The following is a 14,913-nucleotide window of genomic DNA, read 5'->3' as shown; positions in this document are numbered from 1 at the left end:
TTTTTTTACGCAAAATTGATTTTGATCATATAGAATGCTGAGCTACATCAAGGTGTTGTCTTCATTTTTCAGTTTGTATAATTCTTATTAAAGCTCATATGAAAAAACTGTTCGCACTCCTCGTTTTCACGAGTCTCACTCAAGCTGCAGCAGCGGCTGAAGTTGTTGGCAATGCTAAAGATGCTGCTGATAAAAAAATTGCTATGTGCATAGGTTGCCATGCCATTCCCGGATACAAGGCGACATACCCTGAAGTTTTTCAAGTCCCGATGATCGGTGGTCAGTCTGCGAAATACATAGAAAGCGCGCTGAAAGCATATCAAAAGGGTGAACGTAAACATCCGTCTATGCGTGGTATTGCCGGTAGCCTGACTGATCAGGATATCGCTGATTTAGCTGCTTACTATTCACAACAAAAATAAGAGTCGGAGATCAAGATGAAAAAAGTCAAATTACTAGCGTTGCTGCTTTCGTTCTTTTCTGTTTCTGCTTTTGCTGCGGGCAATATTGAGGCTGGCAAAGCTGCAACTGAAAAAAATAACTGTGCGTCTTGTCACGGTAAAGATTACAACTCGCCGATTGATCCGGCTTACCCTAAACTGGCTGGGCAACATGTTGATTATCTGGCGCAGGCATTGAAGGCGTATCAGCGCGGTGCGGATGGCGCGAATGGGCGCGGTAATGCGATTATGGGCGGGCAGGCAAAGGCTTTGTCGAATACTGATATTCAAAATATTGCTGCTTACTTGCACAGTTTACCTGGCAGTCTGGTACTGAAAAAATAAGTCAAAAAACGCTCGTTCATTGAGTGCAAAGCGTTAAAAATAAAAAGCCACGTTGACCGTGGCTTTTTTTATCTGCATCGTTGTTGTAAAGCCTCGATGTAGGCCTGACCGTCCGGCGGCAGCCCGGTTCTCTGGGAGTTCCAGATCATCTCACCCAGACATTCCATGATCTGATGGTGCGCTTCGTGTTCTGAGTTGTATTTGTTGGCGAGAGTCTGAAATGCTGCTTTGACGCCGCGCGGCTGATCGACAGAGATTTGCTCTGAAATCGACAGATGCATCGATAAATGCAGAAAAGGATTGGTTTGTCCCTGATCGACGCTGTAATTCGCCTGCAGCGCTTCTTCTGCATCGTGTAAAGTCTCATCGTATTCAGGGTGTTGCCTGATCCAGTCTGAAGCAATCGCTTCCAGTGGTGTCAGAATCTCTCGTGCCTGGTTTTTTCTGTAGGTTTCGCAAAAAAAACGTCTGACATCTTGCTGGCTGGGGTTAAACATAACATTGATACCGGAGCTTAAATTTGAAGTTTGCTATTGTAGGGGATTTTTCATTTATCGCTTTGAAGCCTGAACATTTTCAGACTTCATTTATTCATCTGTCACAGTAAAAAGGAAAAACAATGCTGAATCAAGACGCCCTCGACACTCTATTTTCCCACGCCCGCACGCATAATGTCTGGCTCGCCAAGCCAGTCAGCGACGCGCAGCTGTACCAGATTTATGAATTGATGAAGTGGGGCGCGACTGCGGCGAATTCAACGCCGGCGCGCATTGTTTTTGTAAAGTCGGACGCTGAAAAGGAAAAGTTAGCTGCCTGCGTCTCTGCAGGAAATGTCGATAAGGTAAAAACTGCACCGGTGACTGCCATTATCGGTATGGACATGGCGTTTTATGAACAATTGCCTAAACTTTTCCCGCATACCGATGCGCGTTCATGGTTCGTCGGGAATCAGGCGGCGATTGAGTCGACGGCATTTCGTAATTCGTCATTGCAAGGCGCTTATCTGATGCTGGCGGCGCGAGCGATTGGTCTGGATTGCGGGCCTATGTCTGGCTTTGATGCAGAGAAGATCGATCAAAGTTTTTTTGCTGGAACGGAAGTGAAAGTTAATTTTATCTGTAATCTGGGTTATGGCGATGCAGAGAAATTATTTCCACGTTCGCCACGTCTCAGTTTTGAAGAGGCCTGCAAAATTGTATAGCGTGCTTAGCTGGTGATGCACATAGTTTGAAACAACGTGCACCGCATGCATGTGTACGTTAATCGCGATGCGATTACGCCTTTACACCTTATCAGGCAAAGGCGTTTTTTGTTTGTATTCGCATAAGTCAGCGATCATGCAATTCCAGCATTTGGGTTTTCTGGCGATACAGGTATATCGTCCATGCAGGATCAGCCAGTGATGGGCGTCCTGACGGAATTCTTTTGGTACGAATTTCATCAGTTTTTGTTCGACAATATCGACATTCTTGCCAGGCGCGAGGCCGGTACGATTTGATACTCTGAAAATGTGCGTATCGACCGCGATGGTTGGCTCGCCAAACGCAGTATTCATCACCACGTTGGCGGTTTTTCTGCCGACACCGGGCAAGGCTTCCAACGCTTCGCGGTTGCGCGGCACTTCGCTATGATGCTCCGTCATCAGCAGGTGACAGGTCGCTATCACATTTTTTGCTTTGGTCCTGAATAAGCCTATCGTCTGAATATACGGAATTAATCCATCAACACCGAGCGCATAAATCGCTTCAGGGGTGTTGGCGACCGCATATAGCACGCGGGTAGCCTTGTTAACGGAGACATCGGTTGCCTGAGCCGACAATAAGACCGCAATCAGTAACTCGAAAGGCGTTTTGTATTCAAGTTCTGTTGTTGGGTGCGGGTTTTCTTTTTGCAGACGCGTAAAAATGGCATGCCGTTTTTCTGCATTCATGATTTATTTTGCTCCGCTTCTGCTGCAATTTTTTTTAATCTGGCGCGTTCCATTGCGGCGGCAATCACCGCCTTTTTACGTTCTTTGCTGCGTATTTCTTCCTCGCTCAGCGCAGGTTCCAATTCCAGCGCCTTTAGTTTTGCAGCGGCCTTGGCCGCCAGGCGTTCGTCATTTTCACGCTTTTCGCGCGCTAAACGCATGGTTCTGAATTCGAATTGCTGACGCGCGCTATTTGCCTGTTCCTGACTCCATGCATCCCAACCGGTTTTTCCCTCAGTCGCCGGTAACATGGCGATGCAATCGACAGGGCAGGGGGCAACGCAGAGATCGCAGCCTGTGCACAGGTTGGCGATCACGGTATGCATCTGCTTAGGCGCACCAATAATCGCATCGACGGGGCATGCTTGTATGCAAAGCGTGCAGCCTATGCAAAAGGCTTCATCAATGACCGCAACGGGGCGTTCCCGCTCTGCGCCGCGGCTGACATCGAGCGCGATCACAGGCTGACCCAGCAAGCGTGCCAGACGTTCCACACCTTGTTGACCACCCGGAGGGCATTGGTTGTAGCTGGCTTCGCCAGAGGCAATTGCGGTGGCGTAAAGGTGGCAGGATGGATAGCCACACTTTGTGCATTGCGTCTGAGGAAGCAGGTCTTCGATTTGTGCTGCGATGGAAGTGGACACGGGAAATGAAGTAAACAAATAAATGCGATGTGCGAAGCTGAGATTATCTACGCAAATTTCAGGAACAACAATGGAAAAAGCCACTATCCGTGAGAATAGTGGCTGCTGATTCGCCGTCCTGACGCCTTGTGGATGGCAATGAAATCAGGCGTGTTTCTGAATAAATTCAGCAATTTTCGGAGCGATGATTTCGCGCCAGCGACGACCTGAAAAAATACCGTAGTGCCCGCAACCAGGGGCGACGAAATCCTGTTTCATGTTTGCCGGGATATTGCTGCAAAGTTCGTGTGCGGCCTGCGTTTGCCCCGCGCCGGAAATATCATCGAGCTCACCCTCAACAGTGAATAAAGCCACCGTTTTGATGTCCTGCGGACGCACCAGCTTGCCTTCAACTTTCCATGTTCCTTTCGGTAAATGGAATTCCTGGAACACGGTTTTAATGGTTTCGAGGTAGTAATCGGCTGGCATATCCAGCACCGCATTGTATTCGTCATAAAACTTGCGATGCTGTTCCGCAGATTCGTCATCACCTTTGACCAGATGCTGGTAAAAGTCCCAGTGACTTTGAGCATGACGATCCGGATTCATGGCGACGAAACCCGTGTGCTGCAAAAAGCCCGGATAGACTTTGCGGCCATAGCCAGGATAGTTTGCCGGTACACTGTAAATCACGGTGTTTTCAAACCATGAGAATTTCTTTTCGGTGGCGAGGTTATTGACTTGTGTCGGCGATTTGCGCGGGTCTATCGGACCACCCATCATCGTCATTGTTTTCGGCAAATGTGGATCGTTATCCGTTGCCATCAGGGAAATCGCTGCCAGTACCGGCACAGTAGGCTGGCATACAGAAATCACATGTACATCGGGGCCTAAAGTACGGATAAATTCCTGAACGTAGTAGATGTAGTCATGCAAATGGAAGCGGCCTTCCGACAGTGGCACCATGCGGGCGTCTGTCCAGTCGGTGATGTAGACATCATGAAGCGGCAATAAGCCACGAACCGTATCGCGCAGCAGGGTTGAATGGTGCCCGGAGAGTGGCGCAACCAGCAATACTGTTGGCTGCTTTAATTTTTGCAGATCTTTTGTTGGCAATACTTTTTTAAAGTGCAGCAGCTTGCAAAATGGCTTGATTGCAGTTGTTTCCTGGGCGATTTCCACAACCTGTTTGTCGATGGTGGTCGAGGTGATGCCAAACTCTGGTTTCTCGTAATCTTTTCCCAGTCGAAACATCAATTCGTAACCAGCAGCGACTCTCTGTGCGTAGGGCGTATGCGCAAGGGGAGAAACCGGGTTAGTGAATAATTTGGATGATGCTTCTGCCCATTGAGTGAGCGGGGTCAGGAAAGCGCGATTAAGTTCGTGAAGTTGATAGAGCATGATGACATCTTTCTGGTCAAAGACGGATAGTCCGTTTTCTTACAACTGATTGGATTTTAGGAAAAGTTCTCTCTGCTTATGGCAGTATTTTTATAGGGATATTGCATTGCATCATAAACCAGTTTTGAATTTTTTGGTTTTTCTGTTGCTGCTGCTGATCGTTCGTGTGCAAATTAATGTTACAAACGTGATCAGGATATAAATTTATTGCCGAATAAGTATGATTCGATCATTTTTTTCCAATAAAAAAGCGCAAAGTTTTTACCTTTGCGCTTTTGTTAGAAACGATACGACTTAGTCGAATGTCGGAGTATCCACACCCAGAATCTTGTGCAGTTTTGGTGAGGTTGTCGTGTATTGCATGTGAATTTTCTTTTCAGGGAAAATATACGGTGCTGCACCGAAAGCCGCCAGCGCCGCTTCATGGAAGCCCGACAAAATCAGTTTTTTCTTACCTGGATAAGTGTTGATATCACCCACCGCGAAAATACCCGGAACATTGGTTTCAAACTTCTCAGTGTCCATGACTTTCAATTGCTTGCGTTCGATTTCCAGACCCCACTCAGCGATAGGGCCGAGTTTTGGTGAGAGGCCGAAGAACACCAGCAGATTATCCAGCGGCATGCGGCGTGTGACGCCGTCTGCACCTGTCACTTTGATTTCTGATAACAGGTCATCTTTGGTTTCAATGCCGGTAACCTGACCGATAGTCAGTTGCATTTCATAGTTGTCACACAGCTCTTTCATTTTGGCGACAGAGGCAGGCGCTGCGCGGAAATCGTCGCGACGATGCAGAAGCACGATGGATTCTGCTTTGCCCACCAGATTCAATGCCCAGTCGAGCGCGGAATCGCCGCCGCCGCAGATGACCAGATTTTTGCCGTGGAACTGGCTAGGATCTTTGACGCGGTAGAACACCTGTTTGCCTTCAAACGCTTCTATGCCATCGACTTTTAAGGTACGTGGCTGGAACGAGCCAACGCCGGCCGCAATGAAAATCGTTTTTGTGATAAAGCGGGTGCCAGTCGATGTTTCGAGGTCGAAACGACCATCTTCACGACGCGCAACCAGAGTGACTTCCTGACCCAGATGGAAAGTAGGTTCAAACGGTTCGATTTGCTTGAGCAGATTGTCAGTTAATTCCTGGCCTGTGCAGACAGGAACTGCAGGGATGTCATAAATCGGTTTATCAGGATACAACTCTACGCATTGACCGCCAACTACTGGCAGAGAATCAATGACGTGGGCTTTGATTTCGAGCAGGCCTAATTCGAACACCTGAAACAGGCCAACCGGACCTGCGCCAATGATGACGGCATCTGCTTCAATAACGCCATTTACCTGGGTAGTTTGTTTGTTTTCCATACGACTAGATAGTTCCTGATATTGCTTAAAATTACGTGGATAAGCTGGGCGGAGTTATCCGCGCCAGATTAGCGCTCCAGATATTGCAGTTTGTCTTTGACATCTTTCCAGTCATCCGCATCAGTGAGTGGTGCCACTGTTTTGGTGATGGAAGGCCAGTTGCGTGTCAGATCCGCATTGATTTTGATGAATTGTTGCTGGTCAGACGGCACATCTTCTTCAGCATAAATTGCATTTGCCGGGCATTCTGCAACGCAAACGGCGCAATCGATGCATTCGTCCGGATCAATAACCAGGAAATTCGGGCCAGCACGGAAGCAGTCCACAGGGCAGACATCCACGCAATCGGTATAACGGCAGCGGATGCAGGATTCGGTCACAACGTGGGTCATAACAGTCCAATCTAAAAAATTCGGGATGTTGGCGCAGCCAGATCGCAGAAAAACACATGCTTAGGCTGCAAAGCCTTGTATTTTAAGGCAATTTAAGAGTTCTCACAAACTGCACTTATATCGTTTGCGCATAAGCAAATGCGAACAGGGATTAAAAGCGATTCTGGAAGTGCGCTTTTGTCAGCGGAAACGCAAAATCTTATTTTAAGTGGATTCACGGTCATTGTTATTGATATGGGTCACTATCGATGAAAATCATCTATATCATTCATTGCTGAGATGAAAGTTTTTAAGGACGCAGAGGAACCCGGAAAAACTTCTTTTTCGAGGTTAAGATAAGCAACCACCCGCCTTTAATGTAAAGAAAGTTGTTAACTATGAAACCAGCGATTTTGGTTGCCAGAGCGATATTTCCAGAAGTATTGAACCGTTTGCGTCAGCATTTTGAAGTTGAGTCGAATCAGGAAGATGTGATTTTTACGCCGGCAGAGCTGGCGCAGCGTCTGGCTGGCAAAGCCGGGATACTGGCGACAGGAAGCGCGCGCATTGATGCTGCTTTGTTGCAGCAAGTGCCGGAGTTGAAAATGGTCGCGAATATGGCGGTCGGTTACGATAATATTGATTTGCCGGCTTGCTCTGCGCATGGCGTGATGGCGAGTAATACACCTGACGTGCTGAATGAAACGACTGCCGATTTTGGCTGGGCGCTGATGATGGCGACAGCGCGGCGTATTACCGAATCAGAACACTGGCTGCGGGCAGGGAAATGGAATAAATGGCGTTACGACTATTTCCTGGGGCCGGATCTGCACGGTTCCACCCTGGGAATTATCGGTATGGGGCGTATCGGACAGGCAATTGCGCGCCGTTCCACTGGATTTAATATGCGGGTGATTTATCACAATCGTTCACGGATTACACCAGAGCTGGAAGCGCAGGCGAATAATGCCAGTTATGTCAGCAAAGAAGAGCTTTTACGCCAGGCCGATCATGTGATGCTGGTGTTGCCGTATTCACCGGCTTCCCGCCACACGATTGCTGCGGCTGAATTGGCTATCATGAAGCCGACGGCAACGCTGACTAATCTGGCACGTGGCGGCATTGTGGACGATGTGGCGCTGATTGCAGCGCTACGCGAAAAACGTATCGCTGCTGCCGGGCTGGATGTGTTTGAAAACGAACCGAAGTTTCACCCGGATTTTCTGACGCTCGACAATGTCGTACTGACCCCGCATATCGCCAGTGCGTCAGAAAAAACACGTCTGGCAATGGCGAATTGTGCCGCCGATAATCTGATTGCCGGTTTGAGCGGGCAGGTGCCGCCGAACTTGCTGAAACTCTGAGGCTGGTTGCCAAAAATCGACGCAAAAAAAAGCCCTGATCAGGGCTTTTTTTTCATTGCGTTTTTATTGTTTATTTCAGTGAGTTAATCAGATCAATGTACTGTTGCATCGCGGCTTCCTGCGTCGTGCCTTTCAGACCAGCCCATGCATCAAACTTGGCGCGACCGACAAAGTCCGTCATACCCGGGCGATCGCCAGTTGCGTCGCCAGTGCTGCCTTGTTTATACAAAGCATAGATTTTTAACAGCGTCATATTGTCAGGACGTTCCGGCAGATTTTTAGAATCTGCCAATGCCTGGTTGAATTGTTCTTGCAAGCTCATGCGGGTCTCCGGCGGTCTTTAAACGAAAGCGCAAAAAATAGCACGCTGAAGATGTGTTCGCCAGCATTACTGCTAGAGGGTTCCTTCCAGCAAGATGACCTTAGTACTGGATCAGCGCCAGTTGAATCAGGGACGATAATTTACTGAGTTTTCCGTACGTTGACACTACCGAATTCTCTGACCAGTGAGGCGATAACTTTGCCTAAATATTCTTCGCCTTGGCCACCGTGCGAATAAAAAATCACGCCTGACTCAGTTATTTTTGCGGTGCCATCCGGCATTCTTCCAGAGACAGCGGATTGAAAATCGTAACGGGCACCAGTTGGTAATGTGACGGTTAACGCACCGATGGCGGCGAATAAACTGGCGACGCGATGTGCATCAGTAAAGGAAAATTCTATCGAATATTCTATGCCCATGGCGGCCTTTCAAGTATTTGCTTCGTCGTTGCTGCGTTATGAGTGAAGCTAGGGTCAATATTGACTAGCGGTTTGGCCGCTTTCAGAAAGAAAACAAACACAATATTTTCTTCCTGATGCCTGCCTGTTATCGTGAACCCGAATTAATGGATAGTTGGTTCAGCACCGCAGCAGACTTTGTATTTTTTACCGCTGCCGCAAGGGCAGGGATCATTGCGACCGACTTTCGCTGTTTCGCGTTTTACGGTTGTGACACCGGATTTGCGCAAAGGCACCCAGAAACGGCGTATCGCGGGAATCGAAGCTTCCAGCGTCAGCGCCAGTTCGTGGCATTTTTCTGGCGTATCGACGAAGCGCATTTCTTCTTCTTCGATTTCCTCGGCACCCAGCAAATAGATAGGTTGCAGCAAAGGGCCGATTTCTTCGGATTCCCAGGCGGCTTCCCAGGCTTCTTCGCGTAACTGCATGCCTTCCCAGAAGCCCCAGGCCCAGGTTTCGCCGTCGATGAGTTCTTTGCCGTTTTGTTCCATCACGCAGAATAAAGGTTCATATTCCTGTGGCGCGACTTCAAACGTAATTTGTATTTCATTCATAAAACGCGCGATCAGTTGCGTGATGCGCTGCATTTCTTTTTCGTTTTTGAACTTAGGTTCGCCCTGTTCCGGCAGCCCCCAGACTTTCGGCAGCCATTCCGCCATCGGTATCATTTCAGGCCCGAGCGCAATCGCTGTCAGATAGCCGTGCAAGGCGTCCATCGTCATACCTTCATCGCCTACCTTATCGGACATGAGAAATTTATCGAGTTCGTTGAATTCTTTGTCGCTGAGCGGTTCGTCGAGATGCATGGTGTTACCTGTTGGTGTGATGAAAATACCGGAAGTGTAGCGCTTTGTCGTCAGGCTGTGCAGGTGTTTTCTGCGTTTTTCCGTGGAATTAAATCCGTCTCAGAGGCATGTAAATCAAGGCGGGCAGGGGATAAGCACGTACAATTCAGGAATGACAGAACAAATCTCCCCCGTTTCCCAGGCTGCTTCCTTCGCTGATTTATCACCTGATCTGGTGCTCGATGCTGTTGACAGTTGCGGCTTGCATTGTGATGGGCGTTTGCTGGCGCTGAACAGCTATGAAAATCGCGTGTATCAGCTTGCGCTGGATGACGCGCCGCCGGTGATCGCCAAGTTTTACCGGCCACTGCGCTGGACCGATGCGGCGATTCTTGAAGAACATCAGTTTGTGCGCGAGTTGGTGGCGCAAGAGATCCCGGTTGTGCCTGCGATAGTGAATGCGGCTGGCGACAGTCTGCATCAGTATCACGGCTATCGTTTTGCCTTGTTCCCACGGCAGAGCGGACGTGCGCCGGAAATCGGCGATGCCGCCACGCTGGAATGGTTGGGACGTTTCATCGGACGCATACACGCCGTTGGCGCAATGCAGACGTATTGTCACCGACCCGCAATTGATCAGCAGACCTTTGGTATCGCACCGAGGCAATGGTTGCTGGAACATGATTTCATTCCGCCAGATTTGCTGCAGGCGTATGAATCGGTATCGCAACAGGCCCTCGATGGTATTGCACGCTGTTACGAGCGGGCAGGGGACGTGCAGATGCTGCGTTTGCATGGTGACTGCCACATGGGTAATGTCTTGTGGCTAGAATCCGGCGAGCAGGCCGGGCCGCATTTTGTTGATTTTGACGATAGCCGCATGGGGCCAGGCATACAGGATTTGTGGATGCTGTTGTCCGGCAGCCGTGCCGAGATGCAGAGCCAGCTGACCGATATTCTGGTTGGCTATGAAGATTTCTTTGACTTTGATGCGCGCCAGTTACATCTGATTGAAGCGCTGCGTACCCTGCGTCTGCTGCATTATTCGGCGTGGTTGGCGCAACGCTGGGACGACCCGGCGTTTCCGGCGGCGTTCCCGTGGTTTAACAACCAGCGTTACTGGCAGGATCGCATACTCGAATTGCGCGAGCAGATCGCGTTGATGGATGACGCGCCATTGTGGCCGGTCTGAGCTTTACTATGTACTGGTCTGCTGTCCGGTAAAATAGCGCAAATTTTTTGAACTTTTGGACTGCAATACTAAAGTCCACGCATGATTGGAAATCACCATGACCCAGGATGAACTGAAACGCGCTGTTGCCCAGGCAGCGATTGCTTATGTTGTTGAAAATGAGATTGTTGGCGTCGGCACAGGCTCGACCGCTAATTTCTTTATCGACGAACTGGCAAAAATGAAGCATAAAATCAAAGCGGCAGTTGCTTCTTCGGAAGCCACCGCGCAACGCTTGCGTGATCACGGCATCACCGTGCTCGATCTGAATGAAGTGACATCGATGCCCGTGTATATCGACGGGGCAGACGAAATCACGCCGCAAGGCGCGATGATTAAAGGCGGTGGCGCTGCGCTGACCCGCGAAAAAATTGTGGCTTCCGTGGCCGATAAATTCGTCTGTATCGCCGATGGCTCTAAACTCGTTGATCAACTGGGCAAGTTTCCGTTGCCGGTTGAGGTGATTCCGATGTCGCATGCGGTGGTGACGCGTAAGCTCAATGCGCTGGGTGGTGAGGCACGTTTGCGTCTGAAAGACGGCAAACCTTTGCTGACGGATAACGGCAATATGATCCTTGATGTGCACGGTTTGCAGATCGCTGATCCGGTGGCACTGGAAGCGACGATCAATAATATCGTGGGCGTGGTGACGGTGGGTTTGTTTGCGCAACAAGGCGCGAATGTCTGCCTGCTGGGAACAGCAGAAGGCGTGAAAACTCTGCAATTCTGAGCGCGCGTTCTGAGTGCTCATACTGAGTGAAATGCGGAAAATTTCACGACAGACCTGCGACTGATTTGCGACGGATCTGCAACTGATTCGCAATGGACTCAAACAGATCGGTGAACATAAAAATGGTTGTTATTGACAGCCATTTTTGCATACTCCCCCACTAATTTAATAAAACCACCGTCATCTCCTTATAAAAAAAGGGCTGTTTTATATACTGGGGGGAGTATATTTTAAGCTTCCAGGCATCCTTTTGGCATGCCGCAGGCATGAGGTCGGGTAGGCCATGTTACTGAGGTGTGAATTCAGTTAAGTCGATTTGTCTTGCGCCTCCTTTTTTGCTGGCGCAGTCAGGGCAATATGGCGTCATTATTTCCATCGATTTCATGTAGGAGTAACAGCCTTTATCTGGCGCTGCACCACTATGGAAATACGCTTTATAGCAAATTCTTGCCGTTGTGGCGCTGCGGTTTTCGATGACTTCATAGCCCCAGTAACCCGATTTGGTCGTGCAAGTGCTGAGCACCACGGGTGCGCCGATGACTTGCCAGCTATCGCAAATTGCATCTGAAAACTGTTTATGATTTTGCGGCGTAGCGATGCCGTAGGCGCCGTATATTGGTCTCACATCCAAAGGTAGTGGCGTGACGCAGGAGCCGTTAGAGAGTATTTGCGGTGCTTTGCAGGTCACTGGTGTCGGCGGCGTGATGCACACACCATTCTGCGGTATTTGTGGTGCATAGCAGGTTGGCGTGACTGGGGCTGCGGTGGAAGCGGCCGGATAGCCAGCCGTCATCAGATAATTGGTCGCGTCATTGACAGCGGTTTTGCCACGGTTTGCGAGATTGTTTTGTATCGCCGTGCGGAAGGCCGCTGCCAGGGCTGTATTGCTCGGGTAGGTTTTTGCCCGCCACAGCCGGTCGATGATCTGCCGGAATTCTTCCGCAACGCTTTTGGCATAAATTAAGGCTTCGGCGGTATCCGGGTCTTGTAACTCTTCATTGCTGACAAAAATGGAATTGACCAGTGTGTCGCAATCGTAAGGGCCCGCATAGCAGAGCATGACACCGTAATAGTTTCCGCTTTGAACCGGAGTGATGGTGAAATAAAAAACAGGACGAATCGGAACCGGCGCGGTGGCGTTGACGCAACTGCCATTTTGCAGTATTTGCGGTGACGTGCAACTGATTGACGGCGGCGTAGAACTGGTTGAGGTGCTGAATCCAAAACGGCTGAGTTGTACCGGTTTTCCGTTTGGCAGTGTCATCGTCGCGGCATCGGCGGCAGTGAAGTTGAAGCTCATATCACCTGCATTGGCTTTTAGTCCCGCTGATTTGTAGCCACCGATTAAGGTCTGACCGCCAGCATATTCCTGCAGTGATCCGCTGAGTTTGTTCGGTGCGGATAATGTGGCGGAACTGACGTACCAGGTCGGTTCGCCAGCGTTGTCGTACATGAAGCTGCCGATAAAGGCCTGATTGCCCTGTACTTCAATAAAATAGCCGCGCCCGCCTTCTTTGTCGCTCCACCACCAGCCATTCTGAAAACTGGCTGCCGAAGCCTGAAACGGCACCGGAGTGGAAATCGGAAACCGCTGCAGTTTGACAGTAATCGCGTTTTCACCGGTATCCGGCGTGACATACAGCGTACCTTCAGTCGCGGACGTAAACGAGAGTACTGCATATCCAACCTGACTCTGCGTCGCACCTTTATAGTCACCGGTCAGACTCTGCCCACCGGCAAAACGCGCCAGCGATCCTATGAATTGTTTGTTCGACTGCATTTCCATCGTGGTGACATACCAGGTCGGATGTCCATTGCTTTCGTACAGAAAGCCAGATAAAAATATCTTGTCTCCCTGACGTTCAATCGCAAAGCCACGACCGCCTTCTGCCGGGTTCCAGTACCAGCCTGTTTCGGGCAAAACATAGATTGTGTCATTGACCGCACCGCTTGCCGTGATGGCACGAATGCCGGCAACTGGTGCGACCGTTTCTTTATTTGCAGAGGTGTCGCCTGATCCACAGGAAACGAGTGCCAGTAACATGAAAATGCTGAACAAGCGGCTGAGAGCGGTGAGGATAGTCCGGTACATGATGTCAACCTTGTCAGAACAAATCGTGCTTAATATTTTAGCATTCTCGATTGTGCTGACATTGAAATGCTGGCTGAGGTTGCACTGATACGACACTCACCGTATCGGTAAGATGAAGCAGAGTTCTGACGCCGCTCATGCAGTGATGACGAAGTGGCGGGTCATGGTCTCTCTGAGCAATTCACGTATTTGTTCTTCGTTCATGGACGAGATCGTGTTGTAGACCGAACTGGCGATGTCGAGAAATTGTGCCAGCAGATCCGGGTCGAAATGGCTGCCTGCGCCTTCCCGTAAAATCGCTATTGCTTGCTCGTAGCTGAACGGTTCTTTGTACGGACGCTTTGAGCACAAGGCATCAAACACATCCACAATCGCAAATATCCTGGCTTCCAAAGGAATGGCATCGCCCTGTAGCCCACGCGGATAACCCTGGCCATCCCATTTTTCATGATGAGCCGCGACCACGGCGGCTACGCTGGGTAACCAGCCTGCTCCTTTGACGATCTGTTCGCCATGTTCAACATGGGTGCGCATAATCTGCATTTCTTCCGGCGTATGTTTGCCCGGCTTTAACAGGATCGCATCCGGAATGCCGATTTTGCCGACATCGTGCAAAAAACTGCCGATGATCAGACCTTGCATGTGTTCACCGCTCAAGCCACGTTTTTCGCCCATCAGCGCTGACATCCAGGCAACCCGATAATTGTGCGAGCCGGTATCTGAATCCCGTTTTGCGATGGCGCGTCCGAGTGCTTCCATCATCGAAATGTGCGACTCATAGATTTGCAGCGTTTTGCGTTCGTTTTCTTTCGCGAGGTAGGTGACCACCGGGTAAATCGTCATCCCGCACAGCAATGACGCAATTGCCACCATCAGCGCAACGATGCTGGCATCGGCAGAAATTTGCTGCATTTGCCATTCGGGTATCACGCGCACACCTTCAAAATAGCCGCTCAGTTTCATTTGCTTGTCAAACAGAGGAACGAACACGCGGATGGCCGTTCTTTTATCTCCTTCCAGACTGATCGCATTATTTTCGTAGTGCGTATCCTGATAGTCTGGGCGTGCATGATGTGGCAACTGGTTTTCAACCAGACTTCCGGTCGGCGTCATTTGTTCAGCTAATTTTTTGCCTTGCGCATCGTAGACTTCGGCAATGTCGAATATGCCGCTGGTCAGAATGTTTGCGCCATTTTGTGCTTGCCTGGCGTTATCGGTATCAGATTTGCTTGTATCGTTCAGAAACGCCAGCGGGCGGCGACTTTCTTCGATAGCAAACGAAACGACTTCTTCTTCGGCATTTTCGCGTGAAATCAGCCAGGCCAGAGGGCTGCCAAGTATCGCCAGCAGCAGACTGACCAGTCCTATCCTGATTGCTGCCCGTTTTTTGTAGATGTTCATCGTTGAACCCAGGGTT

The 14,913-nt window shown here is 49.8% G+C and carries 17 protein-coding genes; 6 read left to right on the top strand and 11 right to left on the bottom strand.

Annotation, left to right across the window (positions count from 1 at the left end; all coding sequences use genetic code 11):
• The first annotated feature begins 98 nt into the window (after positions 1–98).
• A complete protein-coding gene (locus tag Undi14_RS14195; RefSeq protein WP_200181016.1) occupies positions 99–422 on the top strand; it encodes a cytochrome c in 324 nt (107 codons plus the stop codon).
• Between the two features lie 15 nt (positions 423–437).
• A complete protein-coding gene (locus Undi14_RS14190) occupies positions 438–785 on the top strand; it encodes a cytochrome c (protein WP_190480754.1) in 348 nt (115 codons plus the stop codon).
• Positions 786–853: 68 nt separating this feature from the next.
• Here the strand turns inward: Undi14_RS14190 and Undi14_RS14185 are convergent, their stop codons facing one another.
• The gene (locus Undi14_RS14185; RefSeq protein ID WP_186898151.1) at positions 854–1,282 is read right to left on the bottom strand and encodes a DUF1841 family protein; all 429 of its coding nucleotides are present in this window, start codon (positions 1,280–1,282) and stop codon (positions 854–856) included.
• A 122-nt stretch (positions 1,283–1,404) separates the two neighbouring features.
• On the opposite strand from Undi14_RS14185, the gene Undi14_RS14180 reads away from it, so the two are divergent.
• On the top strand, positions 1,405–1,986 hold the full coding sequence (locus Undi14_RS14180; protein WP_186885788.1) for a malonic semialdehyde reductase: 582 nt from the start codon (positions 1,405–1,407) through the stop codon (positions 1,984–1,986).
• A gap of 81 nt (positions 1,987–2,067) precedes the next feature.
• Here the strand turns inward: Undi14_RS14180 and nth are convergent, their stop codons facing one another.
• From nth to fdxA, 5 genes are all read right to left on the bottom strand, one after another.
• Positions 2,068–2,715 carry an endonuclease III gene (nth, locus tag Undi14_RS14175; protein WP_200181014.1) on the bottom strand — a complete coding sequence of 216 codons (648 nt, stop codon included), beginning with the start codon at positions 2,713–2,715 and terminating at the stop codon, positions 2,068–2,070.
• On the bottom strand, positions 2,712–3,422 hold the full coding sequence (rsxB, locus tag Undi14_RS14170) for an electron transport complex subunit RsxB (protein ID WP_370589961.1): 711 nt from the start codon (positions 3,420–3,422) through the stop codon (positions 2,712–2,714). The genes nth and rsxB overlap by 4 nt, the downstream gene beginning before the upstream one ends.
• A 120-nt stretch (positions 3,423–3,542) precedes the next feature.
• Positions 3,543–4,778 (bottom strand): polyhydroxyalkanoate depolymerase, encoded by a 1,236-nt coding sequence (locus Undi14_RS14165; RefSeq protein WP_200181012.1) that lies wholly within the window; start codon positions 4,776–4,778, stop codon positions 3,543–3,545.
• Between the two features lie 294 nt (positions 4,779–5,072).
• Positions 5,073–6,143, bottom strand: a complete 1,071-nt coding sequence (locus Undi14_RS14160) for an NAD(P)/FAD-dependent oxidoreductase (protein WP_186898149.1) — start codon at positions 6,141–6,143, stop codon at positions 5,073–5,075.
• A 68-nt stretch (positions 6,144–6,211) separates the two neighbouring features.
• On the bottom strand, positions 6,212–6,535 hold the full coding sequence (gene fdxA, locus Undi14_RS14155; protein WP_186898148.1) for a ferredoxin FdxA: 324 nt from the start codon (positions 6,533–6,535) through the stop codon (positions 6,212–6,214).
• Between the two features lie 377 nt (positions 6,536–6,912).
• Between fdxA and Undi14_RS14150 the strand changes: the two genes are divergently transcribed.
• Positions 6,913–7,878 (top strand): D-glycerate dehydrogenase, encoded by a 966-nt coding sequence (locus Undi14_RS14150; protein WP_200181010.1) that lies wholly within the window; start codon positions 6,913–6,915, stop codon positions 7,876–7,878.
• A gap of 70 nt (positions 7,879–7,948) precedes the next feature.
• Here Undi14_RS14150 and Undi14_RS14145 read toward each other — a convergent pair whose 3' ends face one another.
• From Undi14_RS14145 to Undi14_RS14135, 3 genes are all read right to left on the bottom strand, one after another.
• A complete protein-coding gene (locus tag Undi14_RS14145) occupies positions 7,949–8,200 on the bottom strand; it encodes an acyl-CoA-binding protein (protein ID WP_186898146.1) in 252 nt (83 codons plus the stop codon).
• A 140-nt stretch (positions 8,201–8,340) separates the two neighbouring features.
• Positions 8,341–8,619, bottom strand: coding sequence for a hypothetical protein (locus Undi14_RS14140; RefSeq protein ID WP_200181008.1), 279 nt, complete (start codon positions 8,617–8,619; stop codon positions 8,341–8,343).
• A 143-nt stretch (positions 8,620–8,762) separates the two neighbouring features.
• Positions 8,763–9,464: a UPF0149 family protein gene (locus tag Undi14_RS14135; protein ID WP_186885796.1), complete on the bottom strand. Its 702-nt coding sequence runs from the start codon at positions 9,462–9,464 to the stop codon at positions 8,763–8,765.
• 151 nt (positions 9,465–9,615) lie between these two features.
• Here Undi14_RS14135 and Undi14_RS14130 point away from each other — a divergent pair, with 151 nt between their 5' ends.
• Together Undi14_RS14130 and rpiA are read left to right on the top strand one after the other, a co-directional pair.
• Positions 9,616–10,635 (top strand): serine/threonine protein kinase, encoded by a 1,020-nt coding sequence (locus tag Undi14_RS14130; RefSeq protein WP_200181006.1) that lies wholly within the window; start codon positions 9,616–9,618, stop codon positions 10,633–10,635.
• Between the two features lie 97 nt (positions 10,636–10,732).
• Positions 10,733–11,404 carry a ribose-5-phosphate isomerase RpiA gene (rpiA, locus tag Undi14_RS14125; protein ID WP_190480748.1) on the top strand — a complete coding sequence of 224 codons (672 nt, stop codon included), beginning with the start codon at positions 10,733–10,735 and terminating at the stop codon, positions 11,402–11,404.
• A 286-nt stretch (positions 11,405–11,690) separates the two neighbouring features.
• Here the strand turns inward: rpiA and Undi14_RS14120 are convergent, their stop codons facing one another.
• Together Undi14_RS14120 and Undi14_RS14115 are read right to left on the bottom strand one after the other, a co-directional pair.
• On the bottom strand, positions 11,691–13,496 hold the full coding sequence (locus Undi14_RS14120; protein ID WP_200181003.1) for a hypothetical protein: 1,806 nt from the start codon (positions 13,494–13,496) through the stop codon (positions 11,691–11,693).
• 135 nt (positions 13,497–13,631) lie between these two features.
• The gene (locus tag Undi14_RS14115) at positions 13,632–14,897 is read right to left on the bottom strand and encodes an HD-GYP domain-containing protein (RefSeq protein WP_200181001.1); all 1,266 of its coding nucleotides are present in this window, start codon (positions 14,895–14,897) and stop codon (positions 13,632–13,634) included.
• Between the last annotated feature and the right edge of the window lie 16 nt (positions 14,898–14,913).

Source organism: Undibacterium sp. 14-3-2 (assembly GCF_016595265.1).
GTDB lineage: Bacteria > Pseudomonadota > Gammaproteobacteria > Burkholderiales > Burkholderiaceae_D > Undibacterium > Undibacterium aquatile.
The sequence above is the reverse complement of the archived record's forward strand: the minus strand, read 5'-3'. Positions and strand labels throughout refer to the sequence as shown.